Source organism: Halomonas litopenaei (genome assembly GCF_017303055.1).
Taxonomy (GTDB): domain Bacteria; phylum Pseudomonadota; class Gammaproteobacteria; order Pseudomonadales; family Halomonadaceae; genus Halomonas; species Halomonas litopenaei_A.
In genome coordinates this window covers 1-731 of the sequence record NZ_JAEKJT010000024.1, presented here as the reverse complement: position 1 = coordinate 731, position 731 = coordinate 1, and the positions used below count along the sequence as shown (strand labels likewise).

The window sequence follows — 731 nt, the reverse complement described above, 5'->3', positions numbered from 1 at the left end:
TGGCTGCCGCCGTCGTCCAGACCGGCCTCATCCACCTCGTTATTGCCAGACGCATTGGGCGACTCGGGGTTCACCTCTACCACCGGGGTCGCGTCCACGGTGATGGTCAGGGTCGCGTTCGCGGTATCCCCATCGGCATCGGTGATGGTGTAGTCGATCAGCACGTCGCCTTCAAAACCCGTCGCCGGGGTGAAGGTCACGCTGCCGTCACCATTGAAGCTCACGCTGCCCTGGCTCGGGTCCTGCAGCGCGGCGTTGGTCAGGGTCACCGGACCATCGGCGCCGGCCACGTCGGCCCCGCCCGCACTGCCGTCCAGCACGTTGACGGTGATCGCCACGTTCTCGTCGGTCTCGGCCGCGTCGTCGGTGGCCTCGGGCACGTCATCCTTGATGTCGATGGTCAGGGCCGCGGGATCGCTGACGTCGCCGTCGGAGTCGGTCACCACCAGGCTGAACACGTCCTGGATACCGTCGCTGCCGGTGCCCTGGCTGCTATGGTCGGTGGTGTTGTCGCTCAAGGTATAGCTGTAGCTGTAGACGCCGCTGTTGACGGTGACCGTCAGCACGCCGTAGGTGCCCTGCACGGTGCCGCCGTTGGTCACGTCCACGCCGCTGATCACCACCGAGCCCACGCTGTCGGAGCCGGTATCGATGGCGATGGTGCCGCTGGTGGTCTCCAGGTCGGTGGCAGACTGGCTGCCGCCGTCGTCCAGACCGGCCTCATCCACCTC

General features: G+C 66.9%; 1 protein-coding gene. It reads right to left on the bottom strand.

Annotation, left to right across the window (positions count from 1 at the left end):
* The coding region (locus tag JF545_RS19815; protein WP_206944881.1) for an Ig-like domain-containing protein at positions 1–731 on the bottom strand (731 nt) is incomplete at both ends.